This is a genomic window from Burkholderia sp. BCC0398 (assembly GCF_902833245.1).
Classification (GTDB): Bacteria; Pseudomonadota; Gammaproteobacteria; order Burkholderiales; family Burkholderiaceae; genus Burkholderia; species Burkholderia sola.
In genome coordinates, this window is the sequence record NZ_CADFEM010000011.1 from 167,504 (window position 1) to 185,588 (window position 18,085).

Below are 18,085 nucleotides of genomic sequence, written 5' to 3' on the forward strand. Positions count from 1 at the left end.
GAGTTGCCGGCACGTTTGCCGGCGGTCCCCGACACGAGAATCCCGATGCGCAATCCGAATATCGACAGCCTGCTGACGAAGCTGCTGGGACAGGCGAAGACCGACGCCCTGTTCTCCACCCTGAACATGCCGGCCATCCTCGAGGAATGGGAAGACGGCGTCGTGACGCGCGCGGAAATCGCGCAGGCGATGAACATGGCGCTGTTCGAAGGGCTGCTCGAGCGTTCGGCGAACGGCCGCGCGTACACGGCCGACGCGGTCGAAAGCGGCGGCTCGGTCTATTTCGACCACGGCGCGTTGCGCACGGTGCGCTGGCCGCACACGGGCGCGCTGCCGCCGGGCGAGGCCGCGTTCACGCGCATCCTGCGGCCGCTCGGCTTTCGCCTGAACGGCCGTTACCCGCTCGACAAGCTCGGCATGACCGGCCGCGCGTATGCGCATGAGGACGCGCCGGACGAAATCGCACAGTTCTTCGTCAGCGAACTGCATCCGGAGCGCTTCTCGAAGGAATTCCAGCAGGCGGTGACGAACGTCGTCGGCTCGTCGCGCGATCCGCTGTCGCCGGCGGCCGTCGCGCTGCTGTGGGAAGTCGAGCGCGAAGGCTGGCTGTCGCTGGAAGCTGCGCATGCGCTGCTGCCGGAGATCGTCGGCGCGTTCGCGCGTCAGCACGACGTGCCGAACGAACTCGACTACGAGACGTTGCTGATGGAATCGGCGGAAATGGCGTGGATCGCGACCGAGGGCAATGCGTTCAATCACGCGACCGACCGCGTCGCCGACGTGTTCAAGCTGTCCGACGACGAGAAGGCGAAGGGCCGGCCGATGAAGCCGGAAGTCGAACGCTCGCGCTCGGGCCGCGTGTTCCAGACGGCCTATCGCGCGGATACGGTCGAGCGCGAGTTCCGTACCCGCGACGGCGGCACGGTCAAGCGCAACGTGCCGGGATCGTTCTACGAGTTCATCACGCGCAAGCGCACGTTCGACCAGGCGGCGCGTCGCTGGGTGACCGACCTGCGCTTCGACGCGGGCAACGCGCAAGGCATCTTCAAGATGACGGCAAACGCGGCGAAGTAAGCGCGACGCATCGCATACAGCATGCAAAAGCAGACGGGCCGGCGGCTGGTGTCAGCCGTCGGCCCGTTTTCGTCGACGGGGCGTCACGTGCATCAGAAGAGGTGCGTGACCAGATAAAACAGCACCAGCAGCCCGATCGGTACACCGAGCAGCCATGCGATCAGATATTTGCCCATGTCGTTGTCCTCCGCGTGGCCGCGACGCGGCATGCGTCGCGGCGGGGTGAGACGACTGGCGCGTTACAGCTCGCGGTCGAATTCCTTCAACTGCCTCTCGGCTTCGTCGCGGGCGATCCCGTAACGCTCCTGGATCTTCCCGGCCAGATAATCGCGATTGCCTTCCGCGACCTGGAGATCGTCGTCGGTCAGCTTGCCCCACTTGGCCTTCAGCTTGCCGGTGAGCTGTTTCCACTGGCCCTTGATCTTGTCTTCGTTCATGGTGTGCTCCTTGTGTACGGGGAGAAAAGTGCGGCGGTCGGCCGCCGCGTGGTAGCTCAGCCCTTCGCCTTCAGGCCGGATGCGTCGACGTGCTTCACGCCCTTGACCGCGCGCGTCACGGCGACGGCCTTCTTCACGGCGGTCTTGGTCGGCAGCACGCCCGTGAGCGTGACGACGCCGTCGACCGTCTTCACGCTGACGTCGGTGCTTTCCACGCCCTTGGTGGTGGCGAGCTCACCCTTCACCTTGGTCGTGATCCACGTGTCGGTGACAGGCTGGTTCGATTCGGTCGCCATGCCGCTGTCGGTCGACGAGGCTTGGGCGTGCGCGTTCGTGAGCGGGGCAGCGGAAAGCAGGAAAGCCGCGCTGACGGCGAGCAGCGTCGAAAGGTGCGAGGTCTTGTTCATTGATGTTCTCCTTCGATTGGCGGGTTGAATCAGTTGCTGCGGGAGCACGGATCGTTCCCGTGCACTTCGGCGCGTTAGCGGGCGATCGGCGTGTCGTAGCCGGGCTCGCGCGGCGGCATGTCCGGGCGCGGCACGTCGGGCGGCAGCGGCACCGGCGGATCGGTGCCGGGCGCCGGTTCGGGCGGGTGATCCGGGGCCGGCTCGGGCCGCGTCGGATCGGGTGTCTGTTGCAATTTCATCCGGTGTCCTCCTCTGCGGTATGAAAGGGCGGCGCCTGAGCGCCGATGCAGTACCAGCGTACCGACGCGAACGCGAGCGGACATCGCGCAAATTCACCTGATCGGCTAGTGCGTTTGCACTGGGGACGGAACGGACGGGCGGGCACGCGACGTGCACCATGACCTGGGCAATGCTGCGTGACGGGCGCGCGGGCTGCGCTGCGCCATTGGGCGGGGCGCCGCATGAAACGCGGGCGGCGTGCGAATGTACTATTCGAGATAGTGCATCCGCGCCTGTCGCGCCGTTGCGCCGCACGTGATCATCGCCGCACCCGCCGGCCGGCGCGTGACGCTGCAACGGGCGCCCGGCCGCACTGTTGACGCTCATGTTTGACGACAGGGACAACGAATCGATGAACGAACCAGTAGACGAACAGGTGCTCAAGTCGCATACCGACCGGCGCCAGCTGCACCAGATCATCGCGGGACTCACCGAGGGCGTGATCCTGATCGAGCCCGACCAGCGGATCGTCTGGGCGAACGAGGCCGCGCTCGCGATGCATGGCGTGACCGAGCTCAAGGCGCTCGGCGCGAACGTCACCGAATACCGCGAGCGGTTCCGGCTGCGCTACCGGAACAACCATCCGGTGCGCGACGGCCACTATCCGATGGATCGCGTGATCGCCGGCGAGGAGTTCAGCGACGTGACGGTCGAGGTCGAATCGGCCGCCGACGAGTCGGTGAGCTGGGTTCACCGCATCCGCAGCCTCGTGCTGACGAACGCGGCCGGCGCACCCGACTGCCTCGCGCTCGTGCTGCACGACGCGACCGAATGGGCGAGTGCCGAGGAGCGCTTCGAGCGCACTTTCAACGCGAATCCGGCGCCGGCCGTGATCTGCCGGCTCGACGACCTGCGCTACGTTAAGGTCAACCAGGGCTTCCTCGACATGACGGGCCACGCACGCGACGACGTGCTCGGCCGCTCGGTATACGAGGTCGACGTGCTCGAACAGGCCGAGCGGCGCGAGCTGGCGATCGAGCGGCTCGGCGAAGGCGCGACGATCCCGCAGATGGAAGCCGTGCTGAAACTGGCCGACGGCAGCACCAAGGCGGTGGTCGTCGCCGGGCAGCCGATCGACATGAACGGCGAGGCGTGCATGCTGTTCACGTTCATGGATCTCGAGCCGCGCAAGCAGGCCGAGCGCGCGCTGATGCAAAGCGAGGAACGCTTCGCGACCGCCTTCCGGATGGCGCCGGTCGCGATGGCGATCGTCACGGCTGACGGTTTCGAGCTGCTCGACGTGAACGACGCGTTTGCCGCGATGACGGGCCACGCGCAGCCCGACCTGCTCGGCAAATCCGCGGACGAGATCGGGCTGTGGGCCGAACGCGGCGTATGGCCGCGCATCGAAGGCCGGCTCGTGCGCGACGGCAACGTGCGCAACGCGGACGTGCAGATCCGCACGCGCGACGGCGACGTCCGCGATTGCGTCGTGTCGGCCGACCCCGTCGCGATTCACGGGCGCGACTGCCTGCTCGTCGCGCTGCTCGACATCAGCGATCGCAAGCGCACCGAGATGGAGCTCGTCTATGCGATCGAGACCGCGATGCAGGATGCGTCGTGGTTCAGCCGCACGCTGATCGAGAAACTCGCGAACGTGCGACGCGCGAATGCGCCGGATGCGGGCGCGCAGTTGTCCGACCTGACCGCGCGCGAGCGCGACGTGTTCGACCTGCTGTGCCATGGTCTCGCCGACAAGGAGATCGCCGGTCGTCTCGGGCTGGCGCCGAACACCGTGCGCAATCACGTCGCGACGATCTACGCGAAGCTCGACGTGCACAGCCGCGCCGAGGCGATCGTCTGGGCGCGCGAGCGCGGGATCGTCGGCGCGGCCGCGGCCGAAACGAACGGCGCGCGTGGCGACAAGGGAGGCGCGAAGGACAAGGACTGACGGCGTTCGGTGCGAATGCACCATGCGCACTGGTGCATCCGCATCTGCCGCGCGCGGCGCCCGCTTGCGATCCTGTCCGCTCGGCGGTGCCGCGCAGGCCGCTGCATTGCCGGCTTTCCTCAACCATCGCAGGAGAAGACCATGGACAGGAATCGCATCGAAGGCAAGCTCAAGCAGGTCAAGGGTTCGGTCAAGGAAGCACTGGGCAAGGTGACGGGCGACCGCGAGACCGAAGCGGAAGGCGTCGCCGAACAGCAGGCCGGCAAACTTCAGGAGAAGGCCGGCGAGGCGGCCGATGCGGTGCGCCACCACACGGGCACCGACCGGCACTGACCGATGATGCGGCGCCGGCTGTCGGCGTCGCGAAGGCCGGACGGCGTCGCCACGATGATGCGTTGCCGGCATGACCGCGCCGGCCTTTACCCGGCGAAGCGACCGCCATTTCCCCTCGGAACACCTCCCTCCACGGCCCGCCGTCGTACGGGCCGCGGATCGGCCATGAATCCGGAACTTGATGACAAATCCTCACAACGTAGTTCCGATATTTCGTTTGCTGCACGGGTATTGGCTACCCACAATCCATTCACCTCTTTCGCGATGAAAGGTTCTTCGGAGACGGAATCGCGGTGATCGGCGCACCGGTCGCGCGCATTGCGCGTCGGCAGCGCAAGACATCATCGGCGCGCAGGAGGTTGCCGACGCGCGCCGATCGCGCGTTGCATCCCGACTCTCACAAGAAGGACTGCCATGACGTTCCGCATTCGTTCGCTTTCCGGCGTCGCCCTGACCGCCGTGCTTCTCGCGTTTCAGACGGACGCGGCCCATGCGCAGGAGACGATCGTCAAGGTCGGCGTGGCCGGCCCGCTGACGGGCGGCGGCGCCGCTTACGGCAAGGACATCGAGAACGGCGTGCGGATGGCGGTGGACGAAGCGAATGCCGCGCACACGACCGTCGGCGGCAAGCCGGTGAAGTTCGTGATCGCGTCGCAGGACGACCAGAGCGATCCGCGCACCGGCGTGCAGGCCGCGCAGCAGCTCGCCGACGCGCAGGTGGCCGTCGTGATCGGCCACTTCAATTCGGGCACGACGCTGCCCGCGTCGAAGATCTACGCGAAGGCCGGCATTCCGATGATCACGCCGTCGGCGACCAATCCCGACATCACGCGCGCCGGGCTCGATAGCGTGTACCGCGTGATCGCGACCGACACGCAGAATGCCGGCAATGCCGGGACGTATGCCGCGAGCGTGACGAAGGCGAAACGCATCGCGATCATCGACGATCGCACCGCGTTCGGCCAGGGCGAAGCCGACGAATTCGAGAAGGCCGTGAAGGCGAACGGCGGCGCGATCGTCGCGCGCGAGTTCACGAACGACAAGGCCGTCGACTTCAGCGCGCAGCTCACGAAGATCAAGAGCGCCAACGCCGATCTCGTGTTCTTCGGCGGCCTCGACGCGCAGGCCGCGATGCTCGTGAAGCGCATGCGCCAGCTCGGCATCCGCGCGCAGTTCCTCGCGGGCGGCGGCGTGATGAATGCGAACTTCATCAAGCTCGCCGGCAATGCGGCCGAAGGCGCATCGGTGTGGGAGTACGGGCAGCCGCTGTCGCGTCTCGCGAAAGGCAAGCTGTTCGAGACGAAATTCAAGCAGAAGTACGGCGTCGACATGCTCGCGTATGCGCCGTTCGCGTACGACGCGACGTGGATCGCGATCAACGCGATGCAGAAGGCGAACTCGACGAAGCCGGCCGATTTCAATGGCGCGCTCAAGGGCACGCGCTACGACGGCATCACCGGCACGATCGCGTTCACGAGCACGGGCGACCTGAAGAACCCGAGCTCGACGCTGTACGAAGTGAAGAACGCCGCGTGGCAGCCCGTCACGACCAAATCGGCGGACTGAAGGCAACCCGCGCGGGCGGGCTTTCGCGGCGATGCAGGACGTGCTGAAATAGCCGCAGCGATCGTCCACGAAGCCTGCCCGCGCGACGCCGCGTGCGACGCGGCATGAATCACCCACAGGCCCTGAGCCTTTTACGTGCAACCGGAGTCAGTCGTGAGTTCTCAAGTCGTCATCGTCGGCGGTGGTGTGATCGGCAGCTCGATCGCTTATTTCCTGCGCGCCACCGATCCCACGGTCGCCGTGACCGTCATCGAACGCGACCCCACCTATGCCAAATCGTCGTCGGCATTGTCTGCCGCGTCGATTCGCCAGCAGTTCTCGACGCCGCTGTCGATCGAGATGTCGCTGTTCGGCATCGACTTCCTGCGCACGATCGGCGAACGGCTCGAAGTGGACGGCAATCGGCCGTCGATCGATCTGCACGAAGGCGGCTACCTGTTTCTCGCGACGCCGGCCGGCGACGCGACGCTGCGCGAGAACCATGCGCTGCAGACGCGCCTCGGCGCCGATATCCGGCTGATGGATCGCGATGCGCTGCGTGCGAAGTTTCCGTGGCTGAACGTCGACGATCTCGTGTCGGGCGCGTATGGCGTGAGCGGTGAAGGCTGGTTCGACGGCTACGGGCTCGTGCAGGCGCTGCGCAAGAAGGCGCAGGCGCTCGGCGCGCGCTACGTGCCGGCCGACGTGAAGGACGTGGTGCGCGACGGCCGCAGAATCACGCATGTCGTGACGGGCGACGGCGAGCGCTACGCGTGCGACACGCTCGTCAACGCGGCCGGTGCCTGGACGCGCACGCTGTCGTCGATGATGGGCATCGATATTCCGGTGTATGCGCGACGGCGCAGCATCTTCAACGTATCGTCGCCGGCGAAGCTCGCCGATTGCCCGCTGCTGATCGATCCGATCGGCGTGTATTTCCGGCCCGAAGGGCGTACGTATATCTGCGGGACGTCGCCGAGCCCCGATCGCGACCCGGACGACCTGCCGCTCGACGAAGTCGACCACGCGCTGTTCGACGACGTGATCTGGCCGACGCTCGCGCACCGCGTGCCGGAATTCGAGGCGCTGCGCGTCGAGAATTGCTGGTCCGGTTACTACGAGTACAACGTGTTCGATCACAACGCGATCATCGGCTACCACCCCGAGCTCGACAACGTCGTGTTCGCGAACGGCTACAGCGGCCACGGCTTGCAGCAAGGGCCGGCGACGGGGCGTGGCGTCAGTGAACTCATTCTGGGCGGGCGTTACGACACGCTCGACCTGTCGTCGCTCGGCTGGGCGCGTGTGCTCGAAAACCGGCCGATCGTCGAAAAGAACGTCGTGTAGTGTAGTGCGGCGTAACCGCCCGGTATGGGGTGGGCGGGATTCTCCTTGTGTCTCAAACCCGTTGGCCCGACGCTGTCGGGCCTTTTTTCGTGTGCACGCGTTAGCCGACGCCGTAGACGGCATCGCGCAGATCGAGCGTGTACTGCCCGTTCATCCCTTCGTAGAGCGTGTTCGTCAGCGACACGACGGTGAGTCCGCGCGCGCGATCGACGAACCACGAATGACCGTAGACGCCGCCCCAGCGCCACGTGCCGACGGATTCCGGCGACGCGGCCGCCTGCGGGTCGCGCAGCACCGAGAAGCCGATCCCGAAGCCCGCGCCCGGCAGGTCCGGCAATTCGAAATCGCCGGTCTGCACGCGTCCCATCTCGTCGACCAGTTCGGCCGGCAGGATCGCGCCGCCGCCCGCGCGCAGCGTGTCCAGCACCGTCAGCACGTCGCCGGCGGTGCCGACCATTCCGGCGCCGCCCGACGGGAACGCCTGTGCATTCAGCGCGCGCGACGGCGAGTACGTGACGCCGACGAAGCCCTCCTCGATGGGCACCGTCTCGTTTTCCGCGAGCCGGTGCGGCTGCGGCGTGTCGTTGACGTACGGCGTGGCGAGCCGCGCGGGATCGCGTGCGACGAAGCCCGTGTCGCGTGCGCCGAGCGGGCGCAGCACGAGCGCATCGATCGCGTCGGCGAGCGGCACGCCGCACACAGCCTCGATCAGCGCGCCGATGACGTCGATCGACAGCGAATAGTTCCAGTTGGTGCCAGGCGCGAACAGCAGCGGCACGCTCGCGATCCGGCGCAGGTTTTCGGCGAGCGTGATCGATGCGCCGTCGAGCCCGTCGGACACGCCCGCACGCGCATAGGGACCGTTCGCGTCGGTTTCGTTGAAGCGATAGTCAAGGCCGGCGGTATGCACGAGCAACTGGCGCACCGTGATCGTCGGCACGCGGCCATCGGGCAGCGCCGGACGGAATTCCGGCAGCCAGCGCGTGACGTCTGCGTCGAGCGACAGCTTGCGTTGCGCGACGAGCGCCATCGCGGCCGCCGAGACGATCGGCTTCGTGACCGACGCGAGCCGGAACTGCGTGTCCTCGCGCATCGGCGTACGCGATTCGCGGTCCGCGAGCCCGGCCGCGCGGCGATAGACGAGTTCGCCGTCGCGAGCGACGAGGACGACCGCGCCGACGAGGCGCTGCGTATCGAGCTGGCGGGACAGGACCGCGTCGATGCGCTCGGCGAGCGCGGGATCGGTTGACGACTGCAGTGACGATGCGGGAGAGGAGGTCATCGTGAATTCCGTCGTGAGGGGGCTGGTCGACATGTTAGGCGGCTGTTGCCGTGCGCGTCGTTAACCCTTACACGGAACAGGGCGATGTGCGCGGCACGGACCGGCGTCGGCGCATACCGAGCCCGGGAGCGGGCAAAAATATGCGCCAATCGGCCGGCGGCGTTCGCTAGAATCGGCTTTCGTCGAGGAAATGACGTATTTGCATGGTGCAGAGCAGTATCGAATCGAAGACGCTGCTTGTCCTGATTCCATCGTTCATCTTTCACCGGAGGCGCGCATGCCAGGTTTACTTCCCGATGTTGACCGCGAGGGGCTCCTCGAATATTCGGTGGTATACACCGATCGCTCGGTCAACCATATGTCGCAACGCTTCCAGGGCGTCATGCGCGACATCTCCGCCACGCTGAAGAAAGTCTACAACGCGAAGTCGGTCGCGATCGTGCCGGGCAGCGGGACGTTCGGCATGGAAGCCGTGGCGCGACAGTTCGCGACGAACAAGAAGTGCCTCGTGATCCGCAACGGCTGGTTCAGCTTCCGCTGGTCGCAGATTTTCGACATGGGCAGCATTCCGTCAGAGACCACGGTGCTGAAGGCGCGCCCGGTCGAAGCGGGCAGGCAGGCCGCCTATGCGCCGGCGCCGATCGACGAAGTGGTCGCTGCGATCCACGCCAACAAACCCGATCTCGTGTTCGCGCCGCACGTCGAAACCGCGTCCGGGATCATGCTGCCCGATGCGTACCTGCGCGCGGTGGCCGATGCCGTGCATGCGGTCGGCGGGATGTTCGTGCTGGATTGCATCGCGTCGGGTACCGTGTGGGTCGACATGCAGGCGAGCGGCGTCGATATCCTGATCAGCGCGCCGCAGAAGGGATGGAGCGCGTCGCCGTGTTGCGCGATGGTCATGTTGAGCCCGCTCGCGCGCGAGCGCATCGATTCGACGACCAGCACCAGCTTCGCGTGCGATCTGCGCAAGTGGCTGCAGATCATGGAAGCGTACGAGGACGGCGGGTTCGCGTATCACGCGACGATGCCCACGGACAGCCTCACGACGCTGCGCGACGTGATGAAGGAAACCGACGCGTACGGTTTCGACAAGGTGAAGGCGGAACAACTCGAACTTGGCGAGCGCATTCGCGCGCTGCTGACGGAGAAGGGGTTCAGGAGCGTGGCCGCGAAAGGGTTCGAGGCGCCGGGTGTCGTCGTGAGCTACACCGACGATGACGGTATTCGCACTGGGAAGAAGTTTGCCGATGTCGGTTTGCAGATCGCGGCGGGTGTGCCGTTGCAATGCGACGAGCCGGAGGATTTCAAGACGTTCCGGCTCGGGTTGTTCGGGCTCGACAAGCTGCATGATGTCGATGGCGCGGTGAAGCGCTTTGCCGATGCGTTGAACCGGATTCTTTGAGGCGGTGTTGCGGAATCGGCGGCTCCGGTGGCCGCCGCTCGTTGGTGGAGCGGCGGCTTTCGAGTCGTTGAAAACGCAACCATTCAGGATCGTGACATGACCGAAGGCGCTCTGACGTTTGCCAGTCAAGCCGAATGGGAAAGCTGGTTGGGGCAGAACGGCGGCACGTCGACCGGAGCATGGCTGCGGCTCGCGAAAAAAGGCGCGGGGCAGCAAACCGTCACCTACCAAGAGGCGTTGGAGAGTGCCCTTTGTCATGGTTGGATCGACGGCCAAAAGAGGGCCGAGAGCGAGCAATACTGGTTGCAACGCTTTACCCCGCGCTCGGCGAAAAGCATCTGGTCCAAACTCAACAAGGACAAGGCCGAAGCGTTGATCGCCGCAGGCAGGATGCGCCCAGCCGGCATGGGCGAAATCGAGAAGGCGAGGAAGGACGGCCGTTGGGAGGCTGCCTATGCGTCGGCCGGCAACTCGATCGTGCCGGACGACTTGCAGGCGGCGTTGGATGCCCATCCGAAAGCCGGGAAGTTTTTCGCAACGCTGAACAGCCGTAATCGCTATGCGATCCTGTTTCGGATACAGAATGCCAAGAAGCCGGAAACACGAGCACGGAAAATCGCGGAATTCATCGACATGCTGAAGCGGGGCGAGACTTTTCATCCGTAGAGCGTGGGTTTCCGACGGAGATTTTGTCGAACGCGATCGGCGCGTGAATTGTTCCGATCGCCATATGAATGGGAAAACGGGAATAGGAGCAAGAATGCATATCCGCGCATCGGCGTTCAGCCTTCGTCGCGCGGCGCTGGGCGCCGCCATGGCGCTGACATTGTCGTGGTTCACCGCTGCGCAAGCGCAGAGCTGCGCACCGGATAGCGTAGCTCCCGAGTGCTTGCTGCAGCGTAGTCAAGATGAATTTCAGCAAGCAGACGACGAATTGAACCGCACTTACCAAAAGGTTTTGAAGTCGCTGTCTCGGCCGCGTGACGAGTACGTCGACTACCCTGCACTCAAGGTGAAATTTGTCGCGGCTCAGCGGCAATGGATCCGTTTTCTCGATGACGAATGTTCCGCTTGGTATCTGATAAACGAGGCAGGCGCGGATCGTAATCTTGATCTACTGACTTGCGAAATCGACAGAACACGCGATCGTACGCGTCAATTGAACGCGTGGCTCAAGCAAGTGAGCCACGGTTAGCGCAGCGCTGGATAAAGACAGCATGGGTGCCGTGCGCGCGGCTAGCGTCAGGTTGGTTACGTGGTGCGCCGGGATGGTAGCTCGGATATAACGGGGAAACGAACGATGGTGTCGAAAAGCGTCCGCAGAGCGACGGCAGACGATGTCCCGGTGCTGACACAGATCCGGAACGATGCACATGCCAAGAAGGTCGCGCACGGCGACCACGTATGGGGCAAGGAAGGCGACGGCTTCTCCGAACGGTGGGTACGAAACCACGTCGCCGAGAAGGCCGTGTACGTCGTCGAACAGGATGGCACGCTGGTCGGAACGTTTTCGCTCGACTTCGACGACGACAGGCACTGGGGGCCTCAAGCGCCGATTGCGGGCTACGTGCACGGCCTCTGTGTGCGGCAGGGTTTCAACGGGCTCGGGCTCGGCAGCTTCATGCTCGACTGGTGCGCTCACGAGGTGAGTCGCTTGAATCGGCGTTTGCTTCGACTCGACTGCGGCGCCGAAAACATGACGCTCTGCGCTTACTACGAGTCCCTGGGCTTTGTCCGCGTTGGATTGAAAACGGACGGTATTGTCTGGTCTCTTTACGAAAAGCCTGTCAATTCGGCCTGCTGCTGATCGCGGCGGTCCGGCAGCAAACATCGGCGACGGAATCCACGTCAGTCGGGGTCACACGATCGAACATCATGCATTCGCGAACGTTCGACATCATCCGAAGCCGCGTCACCGTTACCCTGCTACGCCGGCAAAAGCCCCGCTTTACGATAATTGTCGATCAGCGCGTCATAGAGCGAGAGATCGGCGCGACTCCGCGCGATGAGCTGAGCGCCGGCGATGGCGGCGAAGATTGCCCGCGCCCGCTGTTTGCTCTCCCGAGCGCTGACCACCGCCGCTGCGGACAGCACCTTGCTGAGCCACGCCACGTTCACGTCGGCGAAGGCCAGCACTTCTTTCATCACGACTTCCGGCAGATCGTCGGTTTCGGCCGCCATGAAGCTGCACAGGCACAGGCGGTTGCCGGTCGCGAGCGCCTTGCGGAAGGTATCGGGATAGCGACGCAGGCAGTCCAGCGGATCGCGCGATCCGGCCAGCATGTCGTCCAGCGCCGCCGCGGAATCCTCCCAATAACGCCTCGCCACCGCGGCGCCGAGATCGGCCTTGCTGTCGAAGTGGTGGTAGATGCTCGCGGCCTTGATGCCCACCTCGTTGGCAAGATCCCGGTAATTCAAGCCGCCGTAGCCGTGCGTCTGCGCGAGCCTCGTGGCGGCTGCCAGAATTCTTTCTCTCGAGTTCGAGCTCGCGTCGTTCGTCACTGCTTCAGTCTCCGCGCACAGGAAAGGGTGTTGACACCCCGGATTCTACCTTATATGGTTAATCTAACAAACGTTAGGTAGATTCGTGGGGCGACGTGTTTTCGCGTCGTCCGATCCCCTGCAACCGACTACGGAGCGCCCCTGCAATGACTTCCAGCAATGTCGATTTCGACACAGCCCAACTGCCCATGATGAAGATCCACGATTTCCCGACAGGGCCCTATCCGACACGCGTGCGCATTGCACTGGCCGAAAAGCGGCTGCAATCGCGCGTCCAGTTCGTGATGGTCGATCTTTACAAGGGCGAGCATAAAAAGCCCGAGTTCATCGCCGGCAAGAATTATTCGGGTACGTTGCCGGTGCTTGAACTCGATGATGGCACCTGCATTGCCGAGTGCACGGCCATTACGGAGTACCTCGACACGCTCGATGGCGTACCCGTGCTCACCGGCAGCAAGCCACGCGAAAAGGGCATCATCCACATGATGAGCAAGCGCGCCGAGCTGGAACTGCTCGACGCGATCAGCGTCTATTTCCATCACGGCACGCCGGGGCTGGGGCCCGACGTGGAGACGTATCAAAATCCGGAGTGGGGATTCCGTCAACGCGACAAGGCGTTGAGGGGCATGCGCTACTTCGATGCGGTTCTGCAAAGGCAACCGTACGTCGCGGGCGAGACGTTCTCGATGGCCGACATCACCGTCATCGGCGGTTTGATCTTTGCGATGCTCGTGAAGCTGCCGGTGCCTGAGGAGTGCGAAGCGCTTCGAGCCTGGTACGCGAGAATGTTGGCGCGTGAGAGCGTCAGGAACCAGCCGGTGTTTGCTACCGTGACCTGAGTCGCCGCAGACGACTGCTTCGGCGTGCGCGAGGGCGCATAGAATACCGGCGCGTTGCGCGATCGTAGATCGGCATCGACCATCGCCATTCCCGTATCATCTGTCCGATTCGTCGGGACCGAACCATCTGACCGTCCCGCACACGAGCGTGCACGCCCATTCATCCGGGAGGGAACTCATGTTTGACCACGTCAAATTCGGCGTCAGCGACTACGCCGCCAGCAAGGCGTTTTTCCTGAAGGCACTCGAACCGCTGGGCGCCGAAATTGTCGGGGAAAGCGACCCGTCGTACGGGATCGAGATCGGTCTGCCCAGCAAGTCTTCGCTGTGTCTGTTCCCGACCGACGAGAAGCCGGCGCCTCTCCACATCGCGTTCGCGGCCGACACGCGGCAGCAAGTCGATGCATTCCATCGCGCGGCGCTGGCGGCCGGCGGGAAAGACAATGGCGCGCCCGGGCTGCGGCCGCATTATCACGCGAACTACTACGCGGCGTTCGTCATCGGGCCGGATGGACACAATATCGAGGCGGTGTGTCATCGGGCGGAGGGGTGATGCGCTGGATCGGTAAAACGCTCGCGGCGATCGCAAGCATGGCGCTCGTCGGCATCGCCTGCGTTCAAGCAGCGCCCCGCGAAACGGCATTCCCGCGCTTCACTCAGACGGAAGGCAAGCTCGATGGCGACGGGCTTCCGCTTTCCGGCGTGAAGCTCTGCGTGCTGCCCGACCGTGCGCCGTGCTTCGAGATGCCGCCGGCGCCGCTTCCTCATTCCTCGAAGGAGCTGTACCAGTTCGGCCTGAATCCACGGTCCGAGCGGTTGCCGATTGCATCGGGCGGCTCGTGGGTATTCTTCTCGGGGATGTTCTCGGGTGGCGGCAGCGGGATGCTGGAGCGCGTGGCCGTGCTGCGGGTCGGCGCGACTGGCAAGATCGAGAACCTGATGCCGATCGTCACCGAAACGGAAATGGCCGACCGCGCGATGTGGAACTTGCCGGAGGTGTCGCCGTATCCGCTGTTCGTCCGAGCCGATTACGTGTGGGGCAAGGACGAGGATCATTTCGGTCAGCACTTCTTCGACGTCGATGCGTGGATGTTCGATCCCGCCGCCAATCAATACGCGAAGCGCTTTTCCTACCGCACGAGCAAACGCTACGACAGAGGCGAGGGCTCGGACCACGTGCTGGCCGCCGAGCGTGCGGAAATCCTGCGTCGCCTTGCAGCGGGCAAGTAACACGGCTATCGCTGCGCGTCCCCGTACGTCTCCTTGCATACCGCGCGTAGCGCGTCGACGAGCAGATCGCGCGCGGGCGATTGCGAATCGGCGGAGCGCGTGAACAGCGCGATCGGCGGCAACGTCCACACCAGCGAATAAGGCACGATCGCCACGCCGGCGATCCGCACCAGTTCCTCCGCGATATCGGCCGGCACGATCGACACGGCCTCGTCGCTCGACGCGATCATTTCGCCGATCAGCTTCGACGAGTAGCTTTCGACGATCGGCACGGGCGGCGCGATGCCGGCCGACAGGAACAGGTCGGTCACCTGTTCGCGCATCGGCGTATGCGGCGCGCCGAGAATCCAGTCGAGCGCGTGCAGCTTGTGCCAGTCCAGCGGCGTGCGGGCGAGCTTGGCCGCCAGCCGCCGGCTCGCGATCATGCGCGGCTGCTGCTGGTACAGCACTTCGAACGAAACCTGCCCGAGATCGATCGCCGACGACGCGCGCCCGATCACGATGTCGACGCTGTGATCGCGGAGTTGCAGCAGCAACTGATCGCTGGTGCCTTCGTGAATCGTCACGGTCAGGCGCCGCTCCATGCGCGCTTGCAGCCGCTTCAGCGCGGCCGACAGCATCTGGCCGGAGATGAACGGAATCACGCCGATGTGCAGATGGGCCGCATGCCCGGCGGCGACGGTCTCCATCTCGCGGGCGAGGTGGTCGAGATCCTTGATCATCGCCTTCGCCCGTTCGAGCACGACCGCGCCGAGCGCGGTGGGCCGCATGCCGCGCGACGAGCGTTCGAACAGCGGCGTGCCGAACATGCTCTCCAGCTCGGACAGCGCATTCGTCACGGCCGGCTGGCTGCTCGCCATGTGCTCGGCGACGCGCGTCAGCGATCCGTGCTGCTGGATCTGCAGCAACAACACCAGATGCCGAATCTTCAGACGCGCGCCCAGCCGCCTGACCACGTCGTTTGCGTCAAAATTCATTGACTAGTCACGTATTCATCATGAAAAAGTGATGGACCGATACTAAAACAAAATCGTCACGTTATGGCAGATCCCTAGAATCACCTTCATGGATCGCGCCGGGACTGGCTTGGCGCCCACGCCGGGACCACAACATGAAACAGACAGAGACACAGCAGCAGGCCGCGTTCGACTATCACGAGTTTCCGACCCCCGGGAAAATCTCGGTCGTGGCGAGCAAGCCGCTGGTGACGCAGCGCGATCTGGCGCTGGCCTATACGCCCGGCGTGGCGAGCGTGTGCGAGTCGATCGCCGCCGATCCGCTGCAGGCCCACCGCTTCACGAGCCGCGGCAATCTGGTCGGCGTGATCACCAACGGCACCGCGGTGCTCGGCCTCGGCAACATCGGCCCGCTCGCGTCGAAGCCGGTGATGGAAGGCAAGGCCGTCCTGTTCAAGAAGTTCGCCGGGATCGACGTGTTCGACATCGAGATCAACGAGACCGATCCGGACAAGCTGGTCGACATCATCGCCGGCCTCGAACCGACGTTCGGCGGCATCAATCTCGAGGACATCAAGGCGCCGGAATGCTTCACCGTCGAGCAGAAGCTGCGCGAACGCATGAAGATTCCCGTCTTTCACGACGATCAGCATGGCACGGCCATTACGGTGTCCGCCGCGTTCATCAACGGGCTGAAGGTCGTCGGGAAATCCATCAAGGAAGTGAAGGTCGTGACGTCCGGCGCCGGTGCGGCCGCGCTGGCGTGTCTGGACCTGCTGGTCGACCTCGGGCTGCCGGTGGAAAACGTGTGGGTGACCGACATCGAGGGCGTCGTCTATCGCGGCCGTACCACGCTGATGGACCCGGCCAAGTCGCGCTTCGCGCAGGAAACCGAGGCGCGCAAGCTCGCCGAAGTGATCGGCGGCGCGGATGTGTTCCTGGGGCTGTCGGTCGGCGGCATCCTCACGGCGGAGATGCTCAAGCAGATGGCGGCGCGTCCGCTGATTCTCGCGCTGGCCAACCCGACGCCGGAAATCTTCCCGGAACTGGCGCATGAGACCCGCGACGATGTCGTGATCGCGACGGGCCGCTCGGATTATCCGAACCAGGTCAACAACGTGCTGTGCTTCCCGTACATTTTCCGCGGCGCGCTGGACGTGGGCGCGACGACGATCACGCGCGAGATGGAAATTGCCGCGGTGCACGCAATCGCCGGGCTCGCCGAGGAAGAGCAGAACGAAGTCGTCGCGGCGGCCTATGGCGCGTACGACGTGTCGTTCGGCCCGCAATACCTGATTCCGAAGCCGTTCGACCCGCGCCTGATCGTACGGATCGCGCCGGCCGTCGCGAAGGCGGCGATGGACGGCGGCGTGGCGACGCGTCCGCTCGCGAATCTCGACGCGTACGTCGAGCAGTTGCAGCAATTCGTCTATCACTCGGGCGCGTTCATGAAGCCGCTGTTCGCGACCGCGCGCCAGCTCGTGCGTGACGGCGGCAAGGCGCGGATCGTGTTCACCGAAGGCGAGGACGAGCGGGTGCTGCGTGCGGTGCAGGTGATCGTCGACGAGAAGCTTGCGCGGCCGATTCTGGTCGGGCGTCCGGAGGTGCTGCTCGCGCGCATCGAGCGATTCGGCCTGCGCCTGCGACTCGGTCAGGATGTCGAAGTGACCAATCCCGAATATGACGAGCGTTTCCCGCAGTACTGGACGAAGTATTGGGAGCTGCGCTGCCGCGACGGTATTTCGAAGGAAATGGCGCGCGTGGAAATGCGCCGTCGCCTGACGCTGATCGGCGCGATGATGGTGCAGCTCGGCGACGCGGACGGGATGATCTGCGGGACGGTGGGCGAGTATCACAATCACCTGCGGTTTGTGGACGAAGTGATCGGCAAGAAACCGGGTGCGTCGACCTACGCGGCAATGAACATCCTGTTGCTCGATCAGCGAACGGTCGCGTTGGTGGATACGCACGTGAACGACAACCCCGATGCGGAGCAGATCGCGGAATTCACGATCGCGGCGGCGCGGCAGATGGAATGGCTGAACCTGACGCCGAAGGTCGCGCTGTTGTCGCGGTCGAACTTTGGGTCGGGGAGTGCGGCTTCGGGCGTGAAGATGCGCCGGGCGCTGGAGATCGTGCGGGAACAGGCGCCGGATATCGAAGCGGACGGCGAGATGCATGGCGACTGCGCGCTCGATGAAGGGCTGCGGGCAAAGCTGCTGCCGATGTCGCCGTTGAAGGGGGCGGCGAATTTGCTGGTTTGTCCGAATGTGGATGCGGGGAATATCGCGTACAACCTGCTCAAGACCGAGGCGGGGAGTAATGTGGCGGTGGGGCCGTTCCTGTTGGGCGTTAATGCTCCCGTGAATATCCTTACTTCGAGCGCTACCGTGCGGCGGATCGTGAATATGGCTGCGTTGACGGTGATCGAGGCTAATCGGGGCGCTTCCGCGTGATGGAATGACGTTAGTGGTGGGGCGGTCATCGCCGGCCCGCCACTAACGCAATGCGAAACGCCTTTTATCTCCGCCACAATAGGCTTCATACGCAAGGAATCA

Annotated in this window: 19 protein-coding genes; 13 read left to right on the forward strand and 6 right to left on the reverse strand. The window is 64.6% G+C overall.

The features are described from left to right. Positions 1 to 45: 45 nt before the first annotated feature. A complete protein-coding gene (locus HWX76_RS23945; RefSeq protein ID WP_050017280.1) occupies positions 46 to 1,074 on the forward strand; it encodes a DUF1338 domain-containing protein in 1,029 nt (342 codons plus the stop codon). A gap of 239 nt (positions 1,075 to 1,313) precedes the next feature. Here HWX76_RS23945 and HWX76_RS23950 read toward each other — a convergent pair whose 3' ends face one another. The 3 genes from HWX76_RS23950 to HWX76_RS23960 form a co-directional block, all read right to left on the reverse strand. Then, positions 1,314 to 1,511 (reverse strand): CsbD family protein, encoded by a 198-nt coding sequence (locus HWX76_RS23950; RefSeq protein WP_050017279.1) that lies wholly within the window; start codon positions 1,509 to 1,511, stop codon positions 1,314 to 1,316. Between the two features lie 56 nt (positions 1,512 to 1,567). Beyond that, complete coding sequence (locus HWX76_RS23955; RefSeq protein ID WP_050017278.1) at positions 1,568 to 1,918, reverse strand: BON domain-containing protein; 351 nt, start codon at positions 1,916 to 1,918, stop codon at positions 1,568 to 1,570. A 74-nt stretch (positions 1,919 to 1,992) separates the two neighbouring features. After that, positions 1,993 to 2,157, reverse strand: coding sequence for a hypothetical protein (locus HWX76_RS23960; protein WP_162838130.1), 165 nt, complete (start codon positions 2,155 to 2,157; stop codon positions 1,993 to 1,995). 392 nt (positions 2,158 to 2,549) lie between these two features. On the opposite strand from HWX76_RS23960, the gene HWX76_RS23965 reads away from it, so the two are divergent. The 4 genes from HWX76_RS23965 to HWX76_RS23980 all read left to right on the forward strand — a co-directional run bounded on the left by HWX76_RS23965 (position 2,550) and on the right by HWX76_RS23980 (position 7,313). Next, a complete protein-coding gene (locus HWX76_RS23965) occupies positions 2,550 to 4,088 on the forward strand; it encodes a helix-turn-helix transcriptional regulator (RefSeq protein WP_050017277.1) in 1,539 nt (512 codons plus the stop codon). A gap of 141 nt (positions 4,089 to 4,229) precedes the next feature. Next, entirely contained in the window at positions 4,230 to 4,421 is a 192-nt protein-coding gene (locus HWX76_RS23970; RefSeq protein WP_050017276.1) for a CsbD family protein, read from the forward strand. A 414-nt stretch (positions 4,422 to 4,835) separates the two neighbouring features. Then, positions 4,836 to 5,987, forward strand: coding sequence for a branched-chain amino acid ABC transporter substrate-binding protein (locus HWX76_RS23975; protein WP_176016435.1), 1,152 nt, complete (start codon positions 4,836 to 4,838; stop codon positions 5,985 to 5,987). A 153-nt stretch (positions 5,988 to 6,140) separates the two neighbouring features. Further along, a complete protein-coding gene (locus HWX76_RS23980; protein WP_176016436.1) occupies positions 6,141 to 7,313 on the forward strand; it encodes an FAD-binding oxidoreductase in 1,173 nt (390 codons plus the stop codon). Positions 7,314 to 7,413: 100 nt separating this feature from the next. Here HWX76_RS23980 and HWX76_RS23985 read toward each other — a convergent pair whose 3' ends face one another. After that, positions 7,414 to 8,595 carry a serine hydrolase domain-containing protein gene (locus HWX76_RS23985; RefSeq protein ID WP_176016437.1) on the reverse strand — a complete coding sequence of 394 codons (1,182 nt, stop codon included), beginning with the start codon at positions 8,593 to 8,595 and terminating at the stop codon, positions 7,414 to 7,416. A gap of 277 nt (positions 8,596 to 8,872) precedes the next feature. Between HWX76_RS23985 and HWX76_RS23990 the strand changes: the two genes are divergently transcribed. The 4 genes from HWX76_RS23990 (at position 8,873) to HWX76_RS24005 (ending at position 11,807) form a co-directional block, all read left to right on the forward strand. Continuing rightward, positions 8,873 to 10,000, forward strand: a complete 1,128-nt coding sequence (locus HWX76_RS23990; RefSeq protein ID WP_089489002.1) for an aminotransferase class V-fold PLP-dependent enzyme — start codon at positions 8,873 to 8,875, stop codon at positions 9,998 to 10,000. Positions 10,001 to 10,096: 96 nt separating this feature from the next. Then, positions 10,097 to 10,666 (forward strand): YdeI/OmpD-associated family protein, encoded by a 570-nt coding sequence (locus tag HWX76_RS23995; RefSeq protein ID WP_089489003.1) that lies wholly within the window; start codon positions 10,097 to 10,099, stop codon positions 10,664 to 10,666. A 94-nt stretch (positions 10,667 to 10,760) separates the two neighbouring features. Continuing rightward, a complete protein-coding gene (locus tag HWX76_RS24000; protein ID WP_124594193.1) occupies positions 10,761 to 11,195 on the forward strand; it encodes a lysozyme inhibitor LprI family protein in 435 nt (144 codons plus the stop codon). Positions 11,196 to 11,300: 105 nt separating this feature from the next. Further along, positions 11,301 to 11,807 (forward strand): GNAT family N-acetyltransferase, encoded by a 507-nt coding sequence (locus HWX76_RS24005; protein WP_050017270.1) that lies wholly within the window; start codon positions 11,301 to 11,303, stop codon positions 11,805 to 11,807. A 119-nt stretch (positions 11,808 to 11,926) separates the two neighbouring features. On the opposite strand, the gene HWX76_RS24010 is transcribed toward HWX76_RS24005, so the two are convergent. Continuing rightward, the gene (locus tag HWX76_RS24010) at positions 11,927 to 12,502 is read right to left on the reverse strand and encodes a TetR/AcrR family transcriptional regulator (protein WP_176016438.1); all 576 of its coding nucleotides are present in this window, start codon (positions 12,500 to 12,502) and stop codon (positions 11,927 to 11,929) included. Positions 12,503 to 12,648: 146 nt separating this feature from the next. Here HWX76_RS24010 and HWX76_RS24015 point away from each other — a divergent pair, with 146 nt between their 5' ends. The 3 genes from HWX76_RS24015 to HWX76_RS24025 all read left to right on the forward strand — a co-directional run bounded on the left by HWX76_RS24015 (position 12,649) and on the right by HWX76_RS24025 (position 14,571). Beyond that, the gene (locus tag HWX76_RS24015) at positions 12,649 to 13,341 is read left to right on the forward strand and encodes a glutathione S-transferase (RefSeq protein ID WP_176016439.1); all 693 of its coding nucleotides are present in this window, start codon (positions 12,649 to 12,651) and stop codon (positions 13,339 to 13,341) included. A gap of 178 nt (positions 13,342 to 13,519) precedes the next feature. Further along, a complete protein-coding gene (locus HWX76_RS24020) occupies positions 13,520 to 13,894 on the forward strand; it encodes a VOC family protein (protein WP_176016440.1) in 375 nt (124 codons plus the stop codon). Further along, positions 13,894 to 14,571, forward strand: a complete 678-nt coding sequence (locus tag HWX76_RS24025; RefSeq protein ID WP_176016441.1) for a hypothetical protein — start codon at positions 13,894 to 13,896, stop codon at positions 14,569 to 14,571. Before HWX76_RS24020 ends, HWX76_RS24025 begins: the two co-directional genes overlap by 1 nt. Positions 14,572 to 14,576: 5 nt before the next feature. Here HWX76_RS24025 and HWX76_RS24030 read toward each other — a convergent pair whose 3' ends face one another. Beyond that, positions 14,577 to 15,548, reverse strand: a complete 972-nt coding sequence (locus HWX76_RS24030) for a LysR substrate-binding domain-containing protein (protein WP_124638380.1) — start codon at positions 15,546 to 15,548, stop codon at positions 14,577 to 14,579. A gap of 134 nt (positions 15,549 to 15,682) precedes the next feature. Here HWX76_RS24030 and HWX76_RS24035 point away from each other — a divergent pair, with 134 nt between their 5' ends. Beyond that, complete coding sequence (locus HWX76_RS24035) at positions 15,683 to 17,983, forward strand: NADP-dependent malic enzyme (protein WP_176016442.1); 2,301 nt, start codon at positions 15,683 to 15,685, stop codon at positions 17,981 to 17,983. The last annotated feature ends 102 nt before the right edge of the window (positions 17,984 to 18,085 follow it).

Coding starts and splice junctions, on each gene's coding strand:
- HWX76_RS23945 (WP_050017280.1), top strand. CDS start 46: ATGCGCAATCCGAATATCGACAGCCTGCTGACGAAGCTGCTGGGACAG.
- HWX76_RS23950 (WP_050017279.1), bottom strand. CDS start 1,511: ATGAACGAAGACAAGATCAAGGGCCAGTGGAAACAGCTCACCGGCAAG.
- HWX76_RS23955 (WP_050017278.1), bottom strand. CDS start 1,918: ATGAACAAGACCTCGCACCTTTCGACGCTGCTCGCCGTCAGCGCGGCT.
- HWX76_RS23960 (WP_162838130.1), bottom strand. CDS start 2,157: ATGAAATTGCAACAGACACCCGATCCGACGCGGCCCGAGCCGGCCCCG.
- HWX76_RS23965 (WP_050017277.1), top strand. CDS start 2,550: ATGAACGAACCAGTAGACGAACAGGTGCTCAAGTCGCATACCGACCGG.
- HWX76_RS23970 (WP_050017276.1), top strand. CDS start 4,230: ATGGACAGGAATCGCATCGAAGGCAAGCTCAAGCAGGTCAAGGGTTCG.
- HWX76_RS23975 (WP_176016435.1), top strand. CDS start 4,836: ATGACGTTCCGCATTCGTTCGCTTTCCGGCGTCGCCCTGACCGCCGTG.
- HWX76_RS23985 (WP_176016437.1), bottom strand. CDS start 8,595: ATGACCTCCTCTCCCGCATCGTCACTGCAGTCGTCAACCGATCCCGCG.
- HWX76_RS23990 (WP_089489002.1), top strand. CDS start 8,873: ATGCCAGGTTTACTTCCCGATGTTGACCGCGAGGGGCTCCTCGAATAT.
- HWX76_RS23995 (WP_089489003.1), top strand. CDS start 10,097: ATGACCGAAGGCGCTCTGACGTTTGCCAGTCAAGCCGAATGGGAAAGC.
- HWX76_RS24000 (WP_124594193.1), top strand. CDS start 10,761: ATGCATATCCGCGCATCGGCGTTCAGCCTTCGTCGCGCGGCGCTGGGC.
- HWX76_RS24005 (WP_050017270.1), top strand. CDS start 11,301: ATGGTGTCGAAAAGCGTCCGCAGAGCGACGGCAGACGATGTCCCGGTG.
- HWX76_RS24015 (WP_176016439.1), top strand. CDS start 12,649: ATGACTTCCAGCAATGTCGATTTCGACACAGCCCAACTGCCCATGATG.
- HWX76_RS24020 (WP_176016440.1), top strand. CDS start 13,520: ATGTTTGACCACGTCAAATTCGGCGTCAGCGACTACGCCGCCAGCAAG.
- HWX76_RS24025 (WP_176016441.1), top strand. CDS start 13,894: ATGCGCTGGATCGGTAAAACGCTCGCGGCGATCGCAAGCATGGCGCTC.
- HWX76_RS24030 (WP_124638380.1), bottom strand. CDS start 15,548: ATGAATTTTGACGCAAACGACGTGGTCAGGCGGCTGGGCGCGCGTCTG.
- HWX76_RS24035 (WP_176016442.1), top strand. CDS start 15,683: ATGAAACAGACAGAGACACAGCAGCAGGCCGCGTTCGACTATCACGAG.